Origin of the sequence: Paraburkholderia sp. BL27I4N3 (genome assembly GCF_003386115.1) — a bacterium.
Lineage (GTDB): Bacteria > Pseudomonadota > Gammaproteobacteria > Burkholderiales > Burkholderiaceae > Paraburkholderia.
Genome location: NZ_QREJ01000001.1, coordinates 4,544,075 through 4,561,334, shown reverse-complemented (window position 1 = coordinate 4,561,334; position 17,260 = coordinate 4,544,075). Strand labels below are relative to the sequence as shown.

Here is a 17,260-nt window from a genome sequence, read left to right as displayed (position 1 = left end):
AAGCGCGAAATACGGAACGCACCGACTGGTGCGCTCCGCAGAATTCCGGACTACAGCTTTTCAACCTGGCCGAATTCCAGTTCGACCGGCGTTGCGCGGCCGAAGATTGTAACGGAAACACGGACACGCGACTTTTCGTAATTCACTTCTTCGACGCTGCCGTTGAAATCCGTGAACGGACCGTCCTTCACCCGCACCATCTCGCCGACTTCGAACAGGGTCTTTGGACGCGGCTTTTCCACGCCTTCCTGCATTTGCGACATGATCTTCTCGACTTCCCGCGGGGAAATCGGACTGGGACGATTACGCGCACCGCCTACGAAACCCGTCACCTTTGCCGTGTTTTTCACGAGGTGCCACGTCTCATCAGTCATTTCCATTTCGACGAGCACATAGCCCGGGAAGAAACGACGCTCGGTCACCGATTTGTGACCACCCTTCACCTCGACGACTTCTTCAGTCGGAACGAGGATTTGACCAAACTGGTCTTGCATGCCAGCACGTTCGATGCGCTCCTGAAGCGCACGTTGCACGCTCTTCTCCATGCCGGAGTAGGCGTGCACCACGTACCAACGTTTGCCGCTCGGGGATGCCGGAGTATCGCTCATATCATTTCCAACCCAGAATCACCGAGAAAATCGCCCATTCGATGGATTTATCACTAACCCAAAGAAGGATCGCCATGACGAACACGAAGCCGAACACCACAAGCGTCGTCTGGGTAGCCTCTTTGCGAGTCGGCCAAACGACCTTGCGGACTTCCTTGTACGAATCTTTGGCGAAAGCGATGAAACCCTTGCCAGGCGCGGAGAGAAGACCGACTGCAATACCCGCGATCGCACCAACAGCCAAGGCGGCTCCGCGGACGTACCATTCCTGGCCGCTGAGCCAGAAGAACCCCACGAACCCGGCCAAGACCAACAATACGCCCGCGACGAGCATCAGCTTGTCGCCGGATGTATTTACAGTTTCGACGGAAGGATTCGCCATAACACCTTAACGAAGCGCCACGTACGGCGCGAGAGTTGGCAGGGGCAGAGGGAATCGAACCCCCAACCTTCGGTTTTGGAGACCGACGCTCTGCCAGTTGAGCTATACCCCTAAACCATTTTGGGGTTGACGACACCGCCAACCCCGAAACTACCGATTAACGAGAACTTTCTGGCGTTACTCGAGAATCTTGGCAACCACACCTGCGCCGACCGTACGGCCGCCTTCGCGGATTGCGAAGCGCAGACCTTCTTCCATCGCGATCGGGTTGATCAGCTTCACCGTGATCGACACGTTGTCGCCCGGCATGACCATTTCCTTGTCCTTCGGCAACTCGATCGAGCCCGTCACGTCCGTCGTACGGAAGTAGAACTGCGGACGATAGTTGTTGAAGAACGGCGTGTGACGGCCACCTTCGTCCTTGCTCAGCACGTACACTTCAGCCGTGAAGTGCGTGTGCGGGTTGATCGAACCCGGCTTGGCCAGCACCTGGCCACGCTCCACGTCTTCACGCTTCGTGCCGCGCAGCAGGATACCGACGTTGTCGCCTGCCTGACCCTGATCGAGCAGCTTGCGGAACATTTCCACGCCCGTGCAGGTCGTCTTCACCGTCGGCTTGATACCGACAATTTCGATTTCCTCGCCGACCTTCACGACGCCGCGCTCAACGCGACCCGTCACCACCGTGCCGCGACCCGAGATCGAGAACACGTCTTCCACCGGCATCAGGAACGCACCGTCAACTGCGCGCTCCGGCGTCGGGATGTACGTGTCCAGCGCGTCGGCCAGATTCATGATCGCCACTTCGCCCAGCTCGCCCTTGTCGCCTTCCAGCGCCAGCTTGGCCGAACCCTTGATGATCGGCGTGTCGTCGCCCGGGAAGTCGTACTTCGACAGAAGTTCGCGAACCTCCATCTCGACCAGCTCCAGCAGCTCAGCGTCGTCCACCATGTCGCACTTGTTCAGGAACACGATGATGTACGGCACGCCAACCTGACGCGCCAGCAGGATGTGCTCACGCGTTTGCGGCATCGGGCCGTCAGCGGCCGAACACACCAGGATCGCGCCGTCCATCTGCGCTGCGCCCGTGATCATGTTCTTCACATAGTCAGCGTGGCCCGGGCAGTCGACGTGTGCGTAGTGGCGGTTTGCCGTTTCGTACTCGACGTGTGCCGTGTTGATCGTGATACCACGTGCCTTTTCTTCCGGCGCCGCGTCGATCTGGTCGTATGCCTTCGCTTCGCCGCCAAACTTCTGCGTCAGAACCGTCGTGATCGCTGCCGTCAGCGTGGTCTTGCCGTGGTCAACGTGACCGATCGTGCCGACGTTCACGTGCGGCTTGGTCCGCTCAAACTTACCCTTGGCCATTTTCGACTCCTAAGAGGATTTTTCCGTACGTTGCGCCGGGCGCAAACAATCACCGAGTACGTCTGGTGCCCATGGGCAGGATCGAACTGCCGACCTCTCCCTTACCAAGGGAGTGCTCTACCACTGAGCCACATGGGCGCTACTTCTATATTGCTGGAGCGGGTGAAGGGAATCGAACCCTCGTCGTAAGCTTGGAAGGCTTCTGCTCTACCATTGAGCTACACCCGCAAGGATCCATGGATTCCCAACAACTGCTACAACTTGCATTCTGGTGGAGGAGGTTGGATTCGAACCAACGTAGGCGTAAGCCAACAGATTTACAGTCTGCCCCCTTTAGCCACTCGGGCACCCCTCCGCAGAGAACTGATGATTATGGGGGAACAACCGCTTGTTGTCAAGACTTGCTTGACCGCTCCAAACCCAAGGCTCTCACTTATATAGTGATTTCAGCGCTATCGTAAACGCAGAAACCCCACCTTTTCGGGGTGGGGTTTCTGATTGCTGCTGGGGAGCCTGACGATTACCTACTTTCACACGGGTAATCCGCACTATCATCGGCGTGGAGTCGTTTCACGGTCCTGTTCGGGATGGGAAGGGGTGGGACCGACTCGCTATGGTCATCAGGCATGACTTGTTGCTGCACTGCTTGTGGAGCAATACAGCCAATCTGGAAGAAGTAGCTGAGAGGATGCCTCTCATGTTGCTTTGGGCTGTGTTGTTTCTGGCACAACACGATCACTTAACCTGAGTGTCCTTGCCCCCTTCGGGGGTGGGATGCCCGTCAGTGCTGAAGCACTGACGATCATCGCGAAACACACCTGTTATAGGATCAAGCCTTACGGGCAATTAGTATCAGTTAGCTTAACGCATTACTGCGCTTCCACACCTGACCTATCAACGTCCTGGTCTTGAACGACCCTTCAAGGGGCTCGAAGCCCCGGGGATATCTCATCTTAAGGCGAGTTTCCCGCTTAGATGCTTTCAGCGGTTATCTCTTCCGAACATAGCTACCCGGCGATGCCACTGGCGTGACAACCGGTACACCAGAGGTTCGTCCACTCCGGTCCTCTCGTACTAGGAGCAGCCCCCTTCAAATATCCAGCGCCCACGGCAGATAGGGACCAAACTGTCTCACGACGTTTTAAACCCAGCTCACGTACCTCTTTAAATGGCGAACAGCCATACCCTTGGGACCGGCTACAGCCCCAGGATGAGATGAGCCGACATCGAGGTGCCAAACACCGCCGTCGATATGAACTCTTGGGCGGTATCAGCCTGTTATCCCCAGAGTACCTTTTATCCGTTGAGCGATGGCCCTTCCATACAGAACCACCGGATCACTATGACCTGCTTTCGCACCTGCTCGACTTGTCGGTCTCGCAGTTAAGCACGCTTATGCCATTGCACTATCAGCACGATTTCCGACCGTACCTAGCGTACCTTCGTACTCCTCCGTTACACTTTGGGAGGAGACCGCCCCAGTCAAACTGCCTACCATGCACTGTCCCCGATCCGGATTACGGACCAAGGTTAGAACCTCAAACAAACCAGGGTGGTATTTCAAGGGCGGCTCCACGCAGACTGGCGTCCACGCTTCAAAGCCTCCCACCTATCCTACACAGACCGGTTCAAAGTCCAATGCAAAGCTACAGTAAAGGTTCATGGGGTCTTTCCGTCTAGCCGCGGGGAGATTGCATCATCACAAACACTTCAACTTCGCTGAGTCTCGGGAGGAGACAGTGTGGCCATCGTTACGCCATTCGTGCAGGTCGGAACTTACCCGACAAGGAATTTCGCTACCTTAGGACCGTTATAGTTACGGCCGCCGTTTACCGGGACTTCAATCAAGAGCTTGCACCCCATCATTTAATCTTCCGGCACCGGGCAGGCGTCACACCCTATACGTCCACTTTCGTGTTTGCAGAGTGCTGTGTTTTTATTAAACAGTCGCAGCCACCAGTTTATTGCAACCCCTTCACCCTCTGCGCGCAGGCGCATCAGGCTACAGGGGCGTACCTTATCCCGAAGTTACGGTACCAATTTGCCGAGTTCCTTCTCCCGAGTTCTCTCAAGCGCCTTAGAATACTCATCTCGCCCACCTGTGTCGGTTTGCGGTACGGTCTTGTTAAACTGAAGCTTAGAGGCTTTTCTTGGAACCACTTCCGATTGCTTCTTCACCGAAGTGAATGGCCTCGCACCCTTGAATCCTGCGCCCGGATTTGCCAAAGCGCCTTCTCCAATGCAAGGACCGGGACTTCCAACACCCGGACAACCTTCCGCGATCCGTCCCCCCATCGCATTTAACAATGGTGCAGGAATATTAACCTGCTTCCCATCAGCTACGCATTTCTGCCTCGCCTTAGGGGCCGACTCACCCTACGCCGATGAACGTTGCGTAGGAAACCTTGGGCTTACGGCGAGGGGGCTTTTCACCCCCTTTATCGCTACTCATGTCAGCATTCGCACTTCCGATACCTCCAGCACACTTTCCAGTGCACCTTCGCAGGCTTACGGAACGCTCTCCTACCATGCACATAAATGTGCATCCGCAGCTTCGGTATATTGCTTAGCCCCGTTACATCTTCCGCGCAGGACGACTCGATCAGTGAGCTATTACGCTTTCTTTAAAGGATGGCTGCTTCTAAGCCAACCTCCTGACTGTTTTAGCCTTCCCACTTCGTTTCCCACTTAGCAATATTTGGGGACCTTAGCTGGCGGTCTGGGTTGTTTCCCTCTTGACACCGGACGTTAGCACCCGATGTCTGTCTCCCGTGATTGCACTCTTCGGTATTCGGAGTTTGCTATGGCGTAGTAATCCGCAATGGACCCCACAACCATGACAGTGCTCTACCCCCGAAGGTGATACACGAGGCACTACCTAAATAGTTTTCGGAGAGAACCAGCTATTTCCAGGTTTGTTTAGCCTTTCACCCCTATCCACAGCTCATCCCCTAACTTTTCAACGTTAGTGGGTTCGGACCTCCAGTACGTGTTACCGCACCTTCATCCTGGCCATGGATAGATCACCTGGTTTCGGGTCTACACCCAGCGACTGAATCGCCCTGTTCGGACTCGCTTTCGCTACGCCTGCCCTAATCGGTTAAGCTTGCCACTGAATGTAAGTCGCTGACCCATTATACAAAAGGTACGCCGTCACCCCTTCGCAGAGGCTCCGACTGTTTGTATGCATGCGGTTTCAGGATCTGTTTCACTCCCCTCCCGGGGTTCTTTTCGCCTTTCCCTCACGGTACTGGTTCACTATCGGTCGATCACGAGTATTTAGCCTTGGAGGATGGTCCCCCCATCTTCAGACAGGATTTCACGTGTCCCGCCCTACTTGTCGTACACCTAGTTCTTCCTCGCTGTTTTCGTCTACAGGGCTATCACCTGCTATGGCGGCACTTTCCAGAGCCTTCGACTAACAATGAAGATAAAGAGTACAGGCTGGTCCCATTTCGCTCGCCACTACTCTGGGAATCTCGGTTGATTTCTTTTCCTGCGGTTACTTAGATGTTTCAGTTCACCGCGTTCGCTTCACGTAGCCTATGTATTCAGCTACGGATGACCCATACGGGCCGGGTTTCCCCATTCGGATATCGGTGGATCAAAGCTCGTTTGCCAGCTCCCCACCGCTTTTCGCAGGCTACCGCGTCCTTCATCGCCTGTGATCGCCAAGGCATCCACCACATGCACTTGTTCGCTTGACCCTATAACGGGTGTGTCTCCTGCATGATCCACGGGGAATCACACGCTCGCCACCCTCGCTACAGGTTGAGTATTCGTGTTGCGCCGTATTCCAAAAGCGATCTTTCGATCTCTCTTTTCATACATTGATACAATCACAACCCTGATTCACCTACTCAACCACCCATCTCTAAGTGATCTTTCGTGAATCTCTTTACTACTTCTTCCTGATTGTTAAAGAACGACAGCCGATATAAAGCTCTGCTTCATATCACTCTGACTGGCTCAATCGCCAATGCACAACGCTCTGCCTTTTACTGCCCGCAGAACGCTACGCATTGAGGATTGGTGGAGGATGACGGGATCGAACCGACGACCCCCTGCTTGCAAAGCAGGTGCTCTCCCAGCTGAGCTAATCCCCCAGTCATACAGCTACCCCAGAGGTTCAGACGATCAGCACACCAGACAAGACTTTGGTGGGTCTGGATGGATTCGAACCATCGACCCCCGCCTTATCAAGACGGTGCTCTAACCGACTGAGCTACAGACCCCTGAGTCTGTCCTGATTTCACAGCCGATAAGCGTGAGCGCTCAACGCATTGCTTTTACACAACTGACGCGTTTAGCTCGAGAAAGGAGGTGATCCAGCCGCACCTTCCGATACGGCTACCTTGTTACGACTTCACCCCAGTCATGAATCCTACCGTGGTGACCGTCCTCCTTGCGGTTAGACTAGCCACTTCTGGTAAAACCCACTCCCATGGTGTGACGGGCGGTGTGTACAAGACCCGGGAACGTATTCACCGCGGCATGCTGATCCGCGATTACTAGCGATTCCAGCTTCACGCACTCGAGTTGCAGAGTGCGATCCGGACTACGATCGGTTTTCTGGGATTGGCTCCCCCTCGCGGGTTGGCGACCCTCTGTTCCGACCATTGTATGACGTGTGAAGCCCTACCCATAAGGGCCATGAGGACTTGACGTCATCCCCACCTTCCTCCGGTTTGTCACCGGCAGTCTCCCTAGAGTGCTCTTGCGTAGCAACTAGGGACAAGGGTTGCGCTCGTTGCGGGACTTAACCCAACATCTCACGACACGAGCTGACGACAGCCATGCAGCACCTGTGTTATGGCTCCCTTTCGGGCACTCCCACCTCTCAGCAGGATTCCATACATGTCAAGGGTAGGTAAGGTTTTTCGCGTTGCATCGAATTAATCCACATCATCCACCGCTTGTGCGGGTCCCCGTCAATTCCTTTGAGTTTTAATCTTGCGACCGTACTCCCCAGGCGGTCAACTTCACGCGTTAGCTACGTTACCAAGTCAATGAAGACCCGACAACTAGTTGACATCGTTTAGGGCGTGGACTACCAGGGTATCTAATCCTGTTTGCTCCCCACGCTTTCGTGCATGAGCGTCAGTATTGGCCCAGGGGGCTGCCTTCGCCATCGGTATTCCTCCACATCTCTACGCATTTCACTGCTACACGTGGAATTCTACCCCCCTCTGCCATACTCTAGCCCGCCAGTCACAAATGCAGTTCCCAGGTTAAGCCCGGGGATTTCACATCTGTCTTAGCGGACCGCCTGCGCACGCTTTACGCCCAGTAATTCCGATTAACGCTTGCACCCTACGTATTACCGCGGCTGCTGGCACGTAGTTAGCCGGTGCTTATTCTTCCGGTACCGTCATCCCCCCACCGTATTAGGGCGGAGGTTTTCTTTCCGGACAAAAGTGCTTTACAACCCGAAGGCCTTCTTCACACACGCGGCATTGCTGGATCAGGCTTGCGCCCATTGTCCAAAATTCCCCACTGCTGCCTCCCGTAGGAGTCTGGGCCGTGTCTCAGTCCCAGTGTGGCTGGTCGTCCTCTCAGACCAGCTACAGATCGTCGCCTTGGTAGGCCTTTACCCCACCAACTAGCTAATCTGCCATCGGCCGCCCCTGTAGCGCGAGGTCCTAAGATCCCCCGCTTTCATCCACAGATCGTATGCGGTATTAATCCGGCTTTCGCCGGGCTATCCCCCACTACAGGACACGTTCCGATGTATTACTCACCCGTTCGCCACTCGCCACCAGGATTGCTCCCGTGCTGCCGTTCGACTTGCATGTGTAAGGCATGCCGCCAGCGTTCAATCTGAGCCAGGATCAAACTCTTCAGTTCAAACCTGTTACTGTTTTTCGGTTCAGTTAAGAACCGGTCGCTCACTCAACGTACTGACGAATGATCTCTCCATCTTTCAATGGAAAAACCTTCCTTTCATTACTGTGTGAGACTTGATACTTTCGCTTCTTCCGGCAGATCCCGAAGGACCCGCCGGCGCGTCGCGCATCAAGCGCCCACACTTATCGGCTGTTAATTTTTAAAGATCGATTACGCATTCACTACCGAACCCGCACCGCCAGTCGTCAGCATCACAACCACCCGGTACCGCTTCGTTCTGCGTCGCTGCATCAGCAGCAGAGAAACGAGATTATGAAGGCTCTTTTTCGTTTCGTCAACAACATTTTTCGCTTTCGCTTAAAACCTTGTTGACGCTACGGCCGCTGGTTTCTGCCGCGGCCCTCGTTCTGCAACGAGGAGGCGAATCTTAGGTCAACATCGGCCATATAACAAGGGTTTGACCGAAATCTTTTTTTGGCGGCTCATTTGTGGGTTGAATTCACCACCGCGTCCATCGGAACCACGTCGGCCATCGCGGCGTAGCCGGCGTCGCTGGGATGGATGTGATCGCCACTGTCAAAGTTGCGCCGCAGACGATCCGGCTGCGCCGGATCACGCAGCGCGGCGTCGAAGTCCACCACGCCGTCGAAGGCATGGCTCGTCCGAATCCACTGGTTGACGGCGAGCCGCATGCTTTCTCGCTGCGGCGGAAGCGACGCCGGCGTGAGCGTCGCACCGAACAGCTTCACACCGGCGTGCCGGGCAGCGGTGATCAGCCGCTGGTATCCGGCAATCAGATCGACGGCCGTCACCGACGTGTGCGGAAAATCGCAATCGAGCCCATTGCGCGGCGGCATGGCCGCGAAGTTGATGTCATTGATGCCGATCAGCAGAATCGCCGTCTTGACGCCCGGGCGCCCGAGCACGTCGTGCTCGAAGCGCGTCGCGAGCGCGTCGCCGTAGCAAGGGGAGTCGCTCAACAGGCGGTTGCCGCTGATCCCCAGATTGACAATCGCGGTCGACCGGTCGCCGCTAGCGGCAAACCGGCGCGCCAACGCGTCGGGCCAGCGGCGATTCTGGTTCAGGCTGGAGCGCATGCCGTCTGTGATCGAGTCGCCGATCGCGGCAACGGCCGCGGATGCAGGTGCCGCATCCACCGACAATCCGGTTACCCACACATATTGGGTGAACCTACCGCGAAACGCCTCGGCAGAAGCATCCGCCGTGTGATTACCCGGCGCCGAAACATAGTTCACCTGGTTCGACACACGATGCCACGCCACGATACGCTGCTCGGCCCCCATAAATGCGCTGACGGCATAAGGCGCACCTCCGGCGATATCGATCGCGACGGGGTCACTGTCCAGCTCGCCACCCGGCGGAATCGAGACTGCACTCTTGCCGCTGAACGTCACGCGCGCCTCACCATTACCAGCCGCCGCGCCACCCGCAGAACGCGCGATCCGCAGGTCTTCGATGACGAGCGGAGTTTTACCGTACCGATTGCTGAGATGGACCCGCGCGGACTTTCCGGACAGCGTCGGATAAACGATCTGGCGCACTGTGCGCCCAGCTACTTCGGGTGCGCGATACAGCGGCGGCAAGTCCGCCCGCTGAGGAATAGGTTGCAGCGCAGTCGCCCATGCGGTGACCCAATGTGCCGGGGCGTCGGCTGCGAAAACGGTCGGGGAAACGGCAAATTGGACAAACAACGCCGCGCTGCACGCGGCGGCCAAGGTGCGAATGGTCATTCGGGTGGTCGGTTGAAGGCGAAACGTGCATTGTGCCCGATCGCTCCAGCCGTCGCGGGTCTCTGCGACGGCATTCGCGCGCGGCCGACTCAGGCCGTCTGCGCTCCGGCCATCTTCAACGCGAGCGCTTCGGCGACTTCGATCCCGTCGATGGCAGCCGAGTAGATCCCGCCGGCATAGCCCGCTCCTTCGCCGGCCGGATACAGGCCTTCGACGTTCATGCTCTGATAGTCGTCCCGCCGCCGCACGCGAATCGGCGACGACGTTCTCGTCTCGACGCCTGTCAGCACGGCGTCGTGCATCGCGAACCCGGCGATCTTCTTGTCCATCTCCGGCAAGGCTTCGCGAATGGCCTCGATCACATAGTTGGGAAGCGCCGTGCTGAGATCGGTCGGATGCACGCCGGGCTTGTAGGACGGCACCACCGAACCCAGCGACGTGGACGGCCGGCCGGCGATAAAGTCGCCGACCAGCTGGCCCGGCGCCATGTAGTTGCCGCCACCCAGCTCGAAAGCCCGCTCTTCCCATTTGCGCTGAAAAGCGATCCCGGCGAGCGGGCCGCCCGGGTAATCGTCCGGCGTGATGCCAACCACGATCCCCGCGTTGGCATTCCGCTCCGCCCGCGAATACTGGCTCATGCCGTTGGTCACCACGCGGCCCGGTTCGGAGGTCGCCGCCACCACGGTGCCGCCCGGGCACATGCAAAAACTGTAGACGGCGCGCCCATTGCTGCAGTGATGCACCACCTTATAGTCAGCGGCTCCAAGCTGCTTGTGACCGGCAAACTTGCCGAAACGGCTGCGGTCGATCAAACCCTGCGGATGTTCAATGCGGAAACCGAGTGAAAACGGCTTCGCCTCAATGTAGACGCCGCGGTCGTTCAGCATCTGGAAGGTGTCGCGCGCGCTATGCCCGACCGCCAGCACCACATGATCGCAGCGCAGCGTTTCGCCGGTAGACAGCTTCAGCGCCCGCACCTTGCCCTGATCGATCTCGATATCGTCGACGCGGGTTTCGAAACGCACCTCGCCGCCCAGCTCGTGGATGGTCGCGCGCATTTTTTCAACCATGCTCACCAGCCGGAACGTGCCGATATGCGGCCGGCTCAGAAACAGAATGTCTTCCGGCGCGCCAGCCCGCACGAATTCGTCGAGCACCTTGCGGCCGTAGTGCTTCGGATCCTTGATCTGGCTGTACAGCTTGCCGTCCGAGAAAGTGCCCGCGCCGCCTTCGCCGAACTGCACATTCGATTCGGGATTGAGCACCGACTTACGCCACAAGCCGAAGGTGTCCTTGGTGCGCTCGCGCACGGCCTTGCCGCGCTCGAGGATGATTGGCCGGAAACCCATTTGCGCCAGGATCAACCCGGCAAACAGGCCGCACGGCCCCATGCCGATCACGACCGGGCGCAGCGCGGTCATCTGCGCCGGCGCTTTGGCGACGAACCGGTAGGCCATGTCTGGCGTCACGCCGCAATGTGGCACGTCGGCGAGCCGCTTGAGCGCCGCCGCTTCATCCGTCACCTCGGCATCGACGATGTAGGTGAGCTTGATGTCGGCGCGCTTGCGCGCGTCGTGCGCGCGACGAAACACGGTGTATCGGATGAGCCCGTCCGCGGCCACGCCGAGTTCCGCGAGGCGCGCACGCACGGCGGCTTCGAGGGCGCTCTCGGGATGATCGAGCGGGAGTTTGATTTCGCTTAAACGTAACATGAGTACCGGGGGCTGCAGGAAGGCCGCAAATCGCGGCCAATTCGCAATTTTATAGGTTTAGTGTGGGGGCGGGGCGCCGGCGCCGACGAAACGCCTTGCTAACGAATCTCTTCCCTCCCCCATCGGCTCGATCGACCCATCTCAAAAAATTTATTAACCGACCGGTCGGTTGGTTTATACTGTGCGCACACAGACAACTTCCGCAGAGAGCGTCCCCATGTACACGCAATCCCTGGATATTCCCGGCAATGTCGCCCCGCTAGACGCGGGCGCAGACTCGTCCGAGCAGATGCGGTTCGACGCGGTCATGGCCGCCGACGGCAAGATCGAAGCTCAGGACTGGATGCCGGAGGCCTACCGCAAGACGCTGGTCCGGCAAATCTCGCAGCACGCGCATTCGGAAATCGTCGGCATGCTGCCGGAAGGCAACTGGATCACGCGCGCGCCCAGCCTGAAACGCAAGGCGATTCTGCTTGCCAAAGTGCAGGACGAGGCCGGCCATGGCCTCTATCTATATAGCGCGGCGGAAACGCTCGGTGTGTCGCGCGATCAGCTGATCGCCGCGCTGCACTCGGGCAAAGCCAAATATTCGAGCATTTTCAATTACCCGACGCCTACATGGGCGGACGTCGGCGTGATCGGCTGGCTGGTGGACGGCGCGGCGATCATGAACCAGATTCCGCTGTGCCGTTGCACGTATGGCCCGTACGCGCGCGCCATGATCCGCATCTGCAAGGAAGAGTCGTTCCACCAACGGCAGGGCTTCGACGCGCTCATGTCGATGATGGCCGGCACCGAAGCACAGCGCGAACTGGTCCAGCAGGCCGTGAACCGCTGGTGGTGGCCGGTGCTGATGATGTTCGGCCCGAGCGACAAGGATTCGATCCACAGCAACCAGTCGTCGAAATGGGGCATCAAGCGCATTTCGAACGACGATCTGCGCCAGAAATTCGTCGACGCCACCGTCGACCAGGCCAAGGTACTCGGCGTCACGCTGCCCGATCCGGACCTGAAATGGAACGAAGCGCGCGGCCATCACGACTACGGCGACATCGACTGGGAAGAATTCTGGCGCGTGGTGAACGGCGACGGCCCGTGTAACCGCGAGCGTCTCGCCACCCGCGTCAAGGCCCACGACGACGGTGCCTGGGTCCGCGAAGCGGCCCTCGCCCACGCCGAAAAACAGCGCCAGCGCGCACAACAGCACGCCGCTTAACGCGCGCCGCATGCCGGACACAGAATCAGGAGATCTGCAATGAACAAGGAATGGCCGATTTGGGAAGTCTTCGTGCGCAGCAAGCAGGGACTCGATCACAAACACTGCGGCAGCCTGCACGCCGCCGACGCGCCGATGGCGCTGCGCATGGCGCGCGACGTCTACACGCGCCGCCAGGAAGGCGTGAGCATCTGGGTGGTGCCGTCGTCGGCGATTACGGCGTCCGCGCCGGAAGACAAGGCGGAGCTGTTCGAACCGGCGGGCGACAAGATCTACCGCCACCCGACGTTCTACACGCTCCCCGACGAAGTCAACCACATGTAAGCGCGGCCATGACCATCACGCCCCAACATCTTCAGTACGTGCTGCGCCTCGCGGATACCGCGCTGATCCTCGGTCAGCGCAATACCGAATGGTGCGGCCACGGCCCGATCCTCGAAGAGGACATCGCGCTGTCGAACATGAGCCTCGACCTGATCGGCCAGGCGCGGCTGCTGTATACACACGCCGCGTCGCTCGAACAGCAGCTCACCGGCAAAAACCGCACGGAAGACGACTACGCGTACTTTCGCGCCGAGCGCGAGTTTGCCAACTACACGCTCGCCGAGTTGCCGCATGTCGGTCCGCTGTCGGCCACCGCGAAAACCGAGAAGGATTACGCGGTCACGATCGTGCGCAATTTCCTCTACTCGACGCTGATGGCGCATCTGTGGACTGCCCTCACCGCATCCACCGACGAGCAACTGGCGGCGATCGCATCGAAGTCGATCAAGGAAACCAGCTATCACGTGCACCACGCACGCGAATGGCTGATCCGTTTCGGCGACGGCACCGAGGAATCGCATCGCCGCGCGCAAGCCGCGCTGGACTATCTGGTGCCGTACACGCGGGAGTTCTTCAGCACGGATGCCGTTGAGGAAGGCATTGCGGCAGCCGGCATCGGCCCGCTGACGTCGGACCTCGAAGCAGCGTGGCTCGACGACGTGCGCGCCACGCTCGACGAAGCCACCTTGACACTGCCCGAACCGGTCAAGCACATCACGACCGGCAAGCACGGCGAGCATTCCGAGCACATGGGTTTCGTGCTGGCCGAAATGCAGAGCCTCGCGCGTCAGCATCCCGGCGCCACCTGGTAATCCAACGATGACGACTTCGACGGCCTTCCGCACGACCGACATGACCGACGCCACACTTGAACGCGCATGGGCCGTGCTCGAAACGGTGCCCGATCCGGAGATTCCGGTGGTGTCGATTCGCGAACTCGGCATTCTGCGCGACGTGCGGCGCGCCGCCGACGGCACGCTCGAAGTCGTGATCACGCCGACCTACTCCGGTTGCCCGGCCATGTCGCAGATCGCCGAGGACGTCGCGCATGCGCTCGACGCGGCGGAACTCAAGCCTTATCGGATCGCCACGGTGCTCGCGCCGGCCTGGACGACGGACTGGATGACCGCCGACGCGCGCGAAAAATTGCGCGCCTACGGCATCGCGCCGCCCACGGGCAATTGCGGTTCGGCCATGCCCGTGCAGGAAAAAGTGATGCGCTTCGTGCCCCGCGCGCTGCCCGCGCCGTCCTGCCCGCGCTGCGGTTCGGCGCACACCGAGCGGCTCGCGCAATTCGGCTCGACCGCCTGCAAAGCCTTGTACCGCTGTCTCGATTGCCGCGAGCCCTTCGACTACTTCAAACCATACTGATATGGCCACTCCGCAATTTCACCCGCTGCGTATCCGCGAAGTACGGCCCGAAACCGCCGATTCGGTTTCGGTCGCCTTCGAAGTCCCCGCCGAACTGCGCGACCATTACCGCTTCACGCAAGGCCAGTTCGTCACGCTGAAGACGCATATCGACGGTGAGGAAACGCGCCGTTCGTATTCGATCTGTGTCGGCGTCACCGATTACGACCGCGACGGCGAACTGCGCATCGGCATCAAGCGCGTACGCGGCGGGCGTTTCTCGAACTTTGCCTTCGATACGCTGCAGCCCGGCCACACAATCGACGTAATGACACCGGACGGGCGCTTCTTCACCCATCTGAACGCCGATCAGGGTCAACAATACCTCGCGTTCTCCGGCGGTTCGGGCATTACGCCGGTGCTGGCCATCATCAAAACGACACTCGAAGTCGAACCGCGCAGCACCTTCACGCTCGTGTACGGCAACCGTAGCGTCGATCAGATCATGTTCGCGGAAGAGCTCGAGGATCTGAAGAACCGCTTCATGAACCGCTTCGTGCTCTATCACGTGCTGTCCGACGATCTGCAGGACGTCGAGCTATTCAACGGCGTGCTCGATCAGGATAAGTGCGCGGCCTTCATCGAGAATCTGCTGCCGGCCGAGGCGATCGACGAAGCCTTCATTTGCGGCCCCGCTCCGATGATGGACGCCGCCGAAGCCGCGTTGAAAGCCGCCGGCGTGCCATCGGAGAAGGTACACGTGGAACGCTTCGGTTCGCCGCTGCCGCAAGCGGGCGTGCCGCCGGTCGAAATCACCGAAGATACGCCGGCTGCCGACCTCGAAATCGTGCTCGACGGCAAACGCCGCAAGCTGCGCCTGCCGTATCAAGGCGTAAGCGTGCTCGACGTCGGCCTGCGCGCCGGTCTCGCGCTGCCTTATGCGTGCAAGGGCGGCGTCTGCTGCACCTGCCGCGCGAAGGTGCTGGAAGGCGAAGTGAAGATGGAAAAGAACTACACGCTCGAAGAACACGAAATCCGCGACGGTTTCGTGCTGACGTGCCAATGTCATCCGATCAGCGACCGCGTGGTGGTGAGCTACGACGAACGTTGAGCCGAATGCGGCGGACGAACCTGCTGGACGTCCGCCGCGCTTTGAGCAGGTCCGCGATCCGCTTACACTAGGGGCCGCTCGCGACCGGACACCTGTTCCGGTCGATGAGCGGCCCCTAGTGTTGTTAACCGCCCCACACCACTGCCGATGAGCACGATCCACCTCACCAATGGCGATGTCGCCGCCGAGTCACTGCGCACCGCGTTGCGGGATGCGGGCCGCGACGAGCGCGTGCACGCATTGCGCGACGATCTCGCGGTCGGCCCGCTGCGCGGCGTCGACGACGCGCCCGACGTGCGCGCGGACTTCTGGGATCGCGTGAGCGCCGACACGAAGCGCGATTTCCTTCGGGAATTCCGCGAGCAGGCCGCGGCGCTGGAGAATATCGCGCGCGGCGAAGCGAATCTGGTGGTCTGGCACGGCGAAAGCGCATCGGATCAATTAATGCTGCGCCGCGTCTGCTACCACCTGCGCAACAACCCGCAGCGCCTGAACGAAGTGCGTCTGTCGATTCGCGATCTCACCGATCCGGGCGCGTGGGCGCATAGCCGCAAAGACCGCGCGACATCGGTCGGCATGTTTGCGCCGCCCGTGCTGCAATCCCGTCTTGCGGACGCCGCGCCGATTTCGGTGCTGCGCATCAGCCGGCTCGCGCTCGAATGGCAGGAAGTCAAACACGCGAACGGCGAAACGCGGCGCTGGCGCGACAATACATTCACGAGCGGCAGCTTCGCGGAGCTGGACGCGCTGATATTCGAGCACGTCACAGAAGACTGGCAGCCCGCCGCGCGCGTTGCCGCCGAATTGATGACGGCCGAACTCGGCTTTCTGGTCAGCGACAGCATTGCGCTGTGGCGCTTCCGGGAACTGGCTGCAACCCGACGCATCAAGCTGCGCGGCGACGCGAACGGCTGGCGCACGCTCGAATTGTGCGCAGCGTTCGCACCCTGTCCACACTAATAGAACAGACGACTATGGCCCGCACCCGAGCGCCCGACCACGAAACTCAGCGCGAGCAGATTCTCGAACTCGCTGCGGCGAAGTTCGCCCAGACCAGCTATCCCAGCACCTCAATGGCCGACCTCGCCGCCGCGAGCGGCACTTCGAAAGCGCGCCTCTACCACTACTACGCGAGCAAGGAAGCGATCCTGTTCGATCTGTTGGACCGCTATACCAAGCGGCTCATGCTGATCATCGCGGAAGTGGAAGGCGCGAGTCAGCGGCGCGGCTTGTCGGAGCGGGAAACCTTCGCCGAGCTGATCCGGGCATTTCTGTCGGAGTATGAGACGTCGCATAGCCGGCACGTCGCGCTGTTGAACGACGTGAAATATCTGGTCGATACCCAGCGCGAAGTGATCCTGAACCGCCAGCGTGACGTGGTGGCGGCTTTTGCGCGGCAGTTGGCGCGCGCCTATCCGGAGCGCGCCACGCGCGACAACCAGACCGCGCTCACCATGATGGTGTTCGGCATGATCAACTGGACCTTCACCTGGCTGAAGCCGGACGGCCGGCTGGGCTACCGTGAGTTCGCCGAACAGGTGGTCGGCATGGTGGACCACGGCTTGAGTTCAAATCAGGCCTGATTCCGCAC

General features: G+C 59.4%; 12 protein-coding genes, 6 tRNA genes and 3 rRNA genes. 7 read left to right on the top strand and 14 right to left on the bottom strand.

Annotation, left to right across the window (positions count from 1 at the left end):
• Positions 1 to 50 precede the first annotated feature (50 nt).
• The 14 genes from nusG to B0G71_RS20575 all read right to left on the bottom strand — a co-directional run bounded on the left by nusG (position 51) and on the right by B0G71_RS20575 (position 11,668).
• Positions 51 to 608 (bottom strand): transcription termination/antitermination protein NusG, encoded by a 558-nt coding sequence (nusG, locus tag B0G71_RS20640; protein WP_007180147.1) that lies wholly within the window; start codon positions 606 to 608, stop codon positions 51 to 53.
• A 1-nt stretch (position 609) separates the two neighbouring features.
• Positions 610 to 990 (bottom strand): preprotein translocase subunit SecE, encoded by a 381-nt coding sequence (secE, locus tag B0G71_RS20635; RefSeq protein WP_106284136.1) that lies wholly within the window; start codon positions 988 to 990, stop codon positions 610 to 612.
• Positions 991 to 1,026: 36 nt separating this feature from the next.
• A tRNA-Trp gene (locus B0G71_RS20630) sits at positions 1,027 to 1,102 on the bottom strand.
• Between the two features lie 65 nt (positions 1,103 to 1,167).
• Positions 1,168 to 2,358: an elongation factor Tu gene (gene tuf / locus B0G71_RS20625; protein ID WP_012434572.1), complete on the bottom strand. Its 1,191-nt coding sequence runs from the start codon at positions 2,356 to 2,358 to the stop codon at positions 1,168 to 1,170.
• Between the two features lie 63 nt (positions 2,359 to 2,421).
• Positions 2,422 to 2,496 (bottom strand) — tRNA-Thr (locus B0G71_RS20620).
• 16 nt (positions 2,497 to 2,512) lie between these two features.
• Positions 2,513 to 2,586: transfer RNA gene (locus tag B0G71_RS20615), tRNA-Gly, on the bottom strand.
• Between the two features lie 41 nt (positions 2,587 to 2,627).
• A tRNA-Tyr gene (locus B0G71_RS20610) sits at positions 2,628 to 2,713 on the bottom strand.
• Between the two features lie 156 nt (positions 2,714 to 2,869).
• Positions 2,870 to 2,983 (bottom strand): 5S ribosomal RNA (gene rrf, locus B0G71_RS20605).
• A gap of 200 nt (positions 2,984 to 3,183) precedes the next feature.
• Positions 3,184 to 6,065, bottom strand: a 23S ribosomal RNA gene (locus B0G71_RS20600).
• Between the two features lie 323 nt (positions 6,066 to 6,388).
• Positions 6,389 to 6,464 (bottom strand) — tRNA-Ala (locus B0G71_RS20595).
• A gap of 52 nt (positions 6,465 to 6,516) precedes the next feature.
• Positions 6,517 to 6,593: transfer RNA gene (locus tag B0G71_RS20590), tRNA-Ile, on the bottom strand.
• A gap of 81 nt (positions 6,594 to 6,674) precedes the next feature.
• Positions 6,675 to 8,205 (bottom strand): 16S ribosomal RNA (locus B0G71_RS20585).
• The 16S, 23S and 5S rRNA genes sit together here with 5 tRNA genes alongside, the layout of an rRNA operon.
• Before the next feature lie 482 nt (positions 8,206 to 8,687).
• Positions 8,688 to 9,956 carry an SGNH/GDSL hydrolase family protein gene (locus B0G71_RS20580; protein ID WP_116143829.1) on the bottom strand — a complete coding sequence of 423 codons (1,269 nt, stop codon included), beginning with the start codon at positions 9,954 to 9,956 and terminating at the stop codon, positions 8,688 to 8,690.
• Between the two features lie 89 nt (positions 9,957 to 10,045).
• Positions 10,046 to 11,668, bottom strand: a complete 1,623-nt coding sequence (locus B0G71_RS20575; protein WP_116143827.1) for an NAD(P)/FAD-dependent oxidoreductase — start codon at positions 11,666 to 11,668, stop codon at positions 10,046 to 10,048.
• A gap of 217 nt (positions 11,669 to 11,885) precedes the next feature.
• Here B0G71_RS20575 and paaA point away from each other — a divergent pair, with 217 nt between their 5' ends.
• From paaA to B0G71_RS20540, 7 genes are all read left to right on the top strand, one after another.
• Complete coding sequence (paaA, locus tag B0G71_RS20570) at positions 11,886 to 12,884, top strand: 1,2-phenylacetyl-CoA epoxidase subunit PaaA (protein WP_116143825.1); 999 nt, start codon at positions 11,886 to 11,888, stop codon at positions 12,882 to 12,884.
• 39 nt (positions 12,885 to 12,923) lie between these two features.
• On the top strand, positions 12,924 to 13,208 hold the full coding sequence (paaB, locus tag B0G71_RS20565) for a 1,2-phenylacetyl-CoA epoxidase subunit PaaB (RefSeq protein WP_007179854.1): 285 nt from the start codon (positions 12,924 to 12,926) through the stop codon (positions 13,206 to 13,208).
• A gap of 8 nt (positions 13,209 to 13,216) precedes the next feature.
• Positions 13,217 to 14,020, top strand: a complete 804-nt coding sequence (gene paaC, locus B0G71_RS20560) for a 1,2-phenylacetyl-CoA epoxidase subunit PaaC (protein WP_106286038.1) — start codon at positions 13,217 to 13,219, stop codon at positions 14,018 to 14,020.
• 7 nt (positions 14,021 to 14,027) lie between these two features.
• Entirely contained in the window at positions 14,028 to 14,579 is a 552-nt protein-coding gene (paaD, locus tag B0G71_RS20555) for a 1,2-phenylacetyl-CoA epoxidase subunit PaaD (protein ID WP_116143823.1), read from the top strand.
• Between the two features lies 1 nt (position 14,580).
• Positions 14,581 to 15,669 carry a 1,2-phenylacetyl-CoA epoxidase subunit PaaE gene (gene paaE / locus B0G71_RS20550; protein ID WP_106286040.1) on the top strand — a complete coding sequence of 363 codons (1,089 nt, stop codon included), beginning with the start codon at positions 14,581 to 14,583 and terminating at the stop codon, positions 15,667 to 15,669.
• A gap of 147 nt (positions 15,670 to 15,816) precedes the next feature.
• Entirely contained in the window at positions 15,817 to 16,629 is an 813-nt protein-coding gene (locus tag B0G71_RS20545) for a DUF1835 domain-containing protein (RefSeq protein WP_116143821.1), read from the top strand.
• Between the two features lie 14 nt (positions 16,630 to 16,643).
• Complete coding sequence (locus B0G71_RS20540) at positions 16,644 to 17,252, top strand: TetR/AcrR family transcriptional regulator (protein ID WP_106286042.1); 609 nt, start codon at positions 16,644 to 16,646, stop codon at positions 17,250 to 17,252.
• The last annotated feature ends 8 nt before the right edge of the window (positions 17,253 to 17,260 follow it).